Below are 3,781 nucleotides of genomic sequence, written 5' to 3'. Positions count from 1 at the left end.
GACGGCGACATGTCGACCGGCGCGTCATAGGCGATGTTGACCATGTCCTCGCCGACCGTGATCAGCGCGCGGCGCGTCGCAAGATCATAGATGGCTCGGCCATAGTCGGAGGCATTGACGACGGTGACCGCCTCGACGGCGAGCCGCACGACATATTGCGCCACCGTCACGTCGCCAACCTTCTCATCCGCCGGCAGGAACGTCTTCAGAGTGATCGGCGTCGCGATCTTTCCCATGCGGATGAGCTCGGCCGCCACCTCGAAGATACGGCGGTGCAGCGGCTCGTAGAAATGCGCGGGTTTGAGGAAATCCGAGACGCGGTAGAAGGCGTCGTTGTTGACCAGGATGGCGCCGAGCAGCGCCTGCTCGGCCTCGATGTTGTTGGGTGCCTCGCGATAGAGCGGTTGCTCCGCCACGCCGAATTTCCGTGCCGCCTCTGCCATGATGTCCCCGATTTCGATCCCGCTTTCTCGATATCAGAACGAGACGATTGGGTGCTGACCATTATGCAACACTGTGTGTCGATGCGGATTGGATTCACGTTGTTCACAGGAGTCGCAAACGATCCACAGGACAGAATCCCGGAGACCCGATTCTGATTGACTCGGCAAGGCGCGATTCTTAGTTGCGTGCGTTGAACAAAGCAAGAACAATCTGGTTGTTCATGCGCCGCTGTCGGTTAGAGCATCGCCCCAATCCGCGCGCCGCGCCGCCTTGAAGACCTCGCCGTCGCGCTTGCTGAACAGCCGCTCGCCGGCATGGTCGTCCGGCTCGCAGAGCTTCAGCACGACCTTGCCCGAGCCGGTCTTCGGCGGCGCGATCACCCGTGCCGGGCGCGTCGGCGCGGGATGCCGCGAGGCGGCAAGATAGATGAATTTCTCGTCCTCCCACGGCACCTCGGCTTCCTTGACGAGCCGATGCAGGCGCGAACGGGCGACGCGGCGGGCGAAGTGGCACCAGTCGGGCGGCGCGAGCGGGCAGGGCGCCTGATGCGGACAAGGCGCCAGTACATGCGCGCCGGCTTCGATCAGTTGCGATCGCGCGGCGAGGATGCGCTGCCAGCCGGCCGGCGTGCCGGGCTCGACGATGAGCAGCGTATCGGCGCTGAGCCGCCAGAGCCGGTCGACCAGCTTCGGCAGCGATGCGGGCACGATCTCGTCCAGCACATAGGCGGCGCTGACGAGGTCGGCGGGCGCGACCCCGTCGAGGTCGATGGTGGCGTCGCCGGCAATCCAGTCCGCGCGGGCGGCGATGGCGTCGGCCGCCAGCGATTGCCCGACCTTGCGCACCGCGGCGCTCGCCTCGACCAGGACCGCCCGTTCGAGGTCGGGCCAGGCATCGCTGGTGGCCCAAAGCATGGTGCCAGGCCCGGCGCCTATATCGAGCAGGCTTTTCGGCCGGAAGTCGGGGCGCGCCTCGGTCAGCGCGTCGAGGCTGGCGCGGACGGCGGCATAGGTTGCCGGCAGCCTCGTCGCCAGATAGGCCTTCACGGCGATGTCTTCGCCCATGTGCAGGCGGCCGTCGCGCAGTTCCGCGCGATAGCGGTCAGACAATGTGCGTGCAGCCTGCTTGAGTGCGGCCAGCGGCACTTTCTCGAGCAGGCTGTCGACGCCTTGGCGGAGCCTGGCGGGGAGTTCCATGCCGTCAGGCCTCCCGTGGCGCGAGCAAGATGATCGAGGCACCGGCGATGCAGAGCGCCGCCCCGGCCAGGTCCCAGCGGTCGGGGCGCGCTCCTTCGACCAGCCACAGCCAGCCGAGAGATGCGGCGATATAGATGCCGCCATAGGCGGCGTAGGCGCGACCGGCCGCGTTGGTGTCGACCAGCGACAGCAGGAAAGCGAAGAGCGCAAGCGAGACGAGGCCGGGGAGGAGCCATAGCGGCGACTTCTCCAGCCGCCACCACGCCCAGAACGAAAAGCAGCCGGCGATCTCGGCAAGGGCTGCTGCGATGTAGATCAGGTAGGTCATGAAAAAGGCCTCGCGAACGTGGCCTTTTTCGTAACATCGGGCCGCGATGGCAAGCGGCAATGCGCGTACCTACTCCACCGCCTTGCGCCTGCGGGTGGGCTTGGCAGGGGCAGGCGCGGGAGCCGGCTCCTTGTGGCCGAGGTCGCGCAGTTCCAGCGCCTTCTCGCATTTGGCAATGTAGTCGCGCGTGATCGGCAGCGTGTCGTTCGTCTTGGCGATCTGGAACTGGAAGATCACCAGATCCTGCCAGCGGAAGGCGGCCTCCGAGGCTGCGAGATAGAACTCCCACATGCGGCAGAAGCGCTCGTCATAGATCGCCTTGGCCTTGTCGCGGTTGGCGGCGAAGCGTTCGCCCCAGTGTTTCAGCGTCTCGGCATAGTGCAGGCGCAGGATCTCGACGTCGGTGACGACGAGGCCGGATTTCTCGATCGCCGGCAGCACTTCCGACATCGCCGGGATGTAGCCGCCCGGGAAGATGTATTTGCGGATGAAGGCGCTGGTCGCCCACGGCACGCCGGAGCGGCCGATCGTGTGCAGCAGCATCACGCCGTCGGGCTTGAGCAGCGTCGCCGCCTTGTCGAAGAAAGTGCGGTAGTGATTGACACCGACATGCTCGAACATGCCGACCGAGACGATGCGGTCGAAGCGCTCGTTGAGCGCGCGATAGTCCTTGAGCTCGAAATGCACGCGGTCCTGCAGCCCTTGCGCATGCGCGCGGTCGGTCGAGACGCCATGCTGCTCGGTGGACAGCGTCACGCCCTGCACGTCGACGTCGAAGGCCTTGGCGAGATAGAGGCCGAGGCCGCCCCAGCCGGAGCCGATGTCGAGCACCGTCTGTCCGGGCTTCATCCGGAGTTTGGCGGCGATGTGGCGCTTCTTGGCGAGTTGAGCCTCGTCCAGTGTCATGTCCGGCTGTTCGAAATAAGCACAGGAATACTGCATGTCCTCGTCGAGGAAGAGCTTGTAGAGATCGCCGGAGAGATCGTAGTGGCGCTGGACATTGCGGCGTGAGCGCGACGCGGTGTTGATCTGCTGCAGTCGACGGAAGGCGTGGCGCAGCCCCTCGATCGCTTTCGACCAGGTGACGTCGATGCCGCTCGAACCCATGTTCTGGAATGCGATGCGCATCAGTCCGATCACGCCGCCCTCAAGAACGTCCAACTCGCCGTCCATATAGGATTCCGGCACCGCCAGCATGGGATCGAAGGCAATGGCGCGCTCGGCATGCGCCGTCTTGATGTGGATATGCACGGGCTCGCCGCTGCCGTCGCCGAACTTGTACGTCGAGCCCTTCGGCCCCGTCACCTTGAGGTTGCCGATCAGCACCAGGCGTTCGAGAACGTGTTTCAGCAGGATGTTCATCACCAATGTCCCCTCAGACGGACCATGTCGGCAACCGTACCGGCAAAATCGAAATGCCACAGCACATCGCCGCGTCCAATCGACGCGGTAAGCTGTAATCTGCAACAATATATGGGGACTCGAAAAGTTCCTTTTGGCACAAAAAAGCCCGGGTCGTGTGCCCGGGCGTTAGTCCAGAATGGCTGCGCAGGGTGACGTGGCTGGGCGCAGCCGAAGGCGGCGCGTCCGTGGACGCACCGCCAAACCGCTCGATCAGGCGTTGTCTTCGCCGCCTTCGAACTCGGCATTCGGGTCGAAGAAGTTCTCCGGCCGCGCATTGTCGTTGATGTCGTCGCCATAGATGGCTTCGGCGGTGGTGAGCGTCTCGCCCTTGGCCTGGCGCTCAGCCTCTTCGGTCGAACGGGCGACGTTGAGCGTCACGGTGACCTCGACTTCCGGATGCAGCGCGATC

4 protein-coding genes and 1 pseudogene are annotated in these 3,781 nt (G+C 64.7%); all 5 read right to left on the bottom strand.

Going from position 1 to position 3,781, the window contains the following annotated elements:
* A partial coding sequence (locus tag Q0L57_RS07880; RefSeq protein ID WP_296740658.1) for a DnaB-like helicase N-terminal domain-containing protein occupies positions 1-443 on the bottom strand: 443 nt, incomplete at its 3' end.
* A gap of 219 nt (positions 444-662) precedes the next feature.
* Positions 663-1,640 (bottom strand): small ribosomal subunit Rsm22 family protein, encoded by a 978-nt coding sequence (locus Q0L57_RS07875; RefSeq protein WP_296740655.1) that lies wholly within the window; start codon positions 1,638-1,640, stop codon positions 663-665.
* Between the two features lie 4 nt (positions 1,641-1,644).
* On the bottom strand, positions 1,645-1,968 hold the full coding sequence (locus Q0L57_RS07870; protein WP_296740653.1) for a YnfA family protein: 324 nt from the start codon (positions 1,966-1,968) through the stop codon (positions 1,645-1,647).
* A 69-nt stretch (positions 1,969-2,037) separates the two neighbouring features.
* Positions 2,038-3,330 (bottom strand): cyclopropane-fatty-acyl-phospholipid synthase family protein, encoded by a 1,293-nt coding sequence (locus tag Q0L57_RS07865; protein WP_296740650.1) that lies wholly within the window; start codon positions 3,328-3,330, stop codon positions 2,038-2,040.
* A gap of 252 nt (positions 3,331-3,582) precedes the next feature.
* Positions 3,583-3,781 (bottom strand): annotated as a pseudogene (locus Q0L57_RS07860) (50S ribosomal protein L9); the annotation flags it as partial.

The organism is Mesorhizobium sp. (assembly GCF_024509055.1).
In the GTDB taxonomy this organism is placed as follows: Bacteria; Pseudomonadota; Alphaproteobacteria; order Rhizobiales; family Rhizobiaceae; genus Mesorhizobium.
The sequence above is the reverse complement of the archived record's forward strand: the minus strand, read 5'-3'. Positions and strand labels throughout refer to the sequence as shown.

Excerpts from the sequence above, each read along its gene's own strand:
- Q0L57_RS07875 (WP_296740655.1), bottom strand. The coding sequence starts at position 1,640 with ATGGAACTCCCCGCCAGGCTCCGCCAAGGCGTCGACAGCCTGCTCGAG.
- Q0L57_RS07870 (WP_296740653.1), bottom strand. The coding sequence starts at position 1,968 with ATGACCTACCTGATCTACATCGCAGCAGCCCTTGCCGAGATCGCCGGC.
- Q0L57_RS07865 (WP_296740650.1), bottom strand. The coding sequence starts at position 3,330 with ATGAACATCCTGCTGAAACACGTTCTCGAACGCCTGGTGCTGATCGGC.